Source organism: Neisseria sp. P0021.S006 (assembly GCF_051956895.1).
In genome coordinates this window covers 1-584 of the sequence record NZ_JBQCWZ010000914.1, presented here as the reverse complement: position 1 = coordinate 584, position 584 = coordinate 1, and the positions used below count along the sequence as shown (strand labels likewise).

General features: G+C 52.7%; 1 protein-coding gene. It reads right to left on the bottom strand.

The annotated features are described in order from the left end of the window. Positions 1–215 precede the first annotated feature (215 nt). A partial coding sequence (locus ACTHUM_RS17870) for a TlpA disulfide reductase family protein (protein WP_440403673.1) occupies positions 216–584 on the bottom strand: 369 nt, incomplete at its 5' end.

The following is a 584-nucleotide window of genomic DNA, read 5'->3' as shown; positions in this document are numbered from 1 at the left end:
GCGTCATCGATAGGGCAACATGCCGTCTGAAAAAATGGGGATATTCACAGATTATAAATATTTCGGCTGCTTTTTGATAGTGAAACCCCGGTTCTGCCGGCGGAGACACTGCCGGTTTGCAACACAAAGCAATATGGTTTGAAATAAAGGCCGTCTGAACGATTGGGTTTCAGACGGCCTCGGTATCAGCGTAGGTGAAGCACCTATCCGCTGTTTTATTTACATTTGGTTTTGGCCAAATTCACGGCGGCGGTCAGGCTTTTTTCGTTGACTTCGCCGGTGATGGTTTGTTTGTAGCCGCATTTCGGCGCTTCGACGACTGTGAAGGGCAGTACGCCGACGTTGTTGCCGTGGGCTTTCATGAAGTTGCGGCTGTTGGCGCCGGTGTAACGCCAAATCGGGTAGCTGACCGGCGTTTGTTTCAGGAACTTGCCGATGTTGTCGGTTGTATCCAGCGCGATGCCGACCATATCGACGCTGCCTTTTTTCTGCGCTTTGTACCATGCGGACATGGCGGGCATTTCTTTACTGCAGGGGCCGCACCAGGTTGCCCAAAGGTTGACCACGCGCACGGGGGCTTTGAG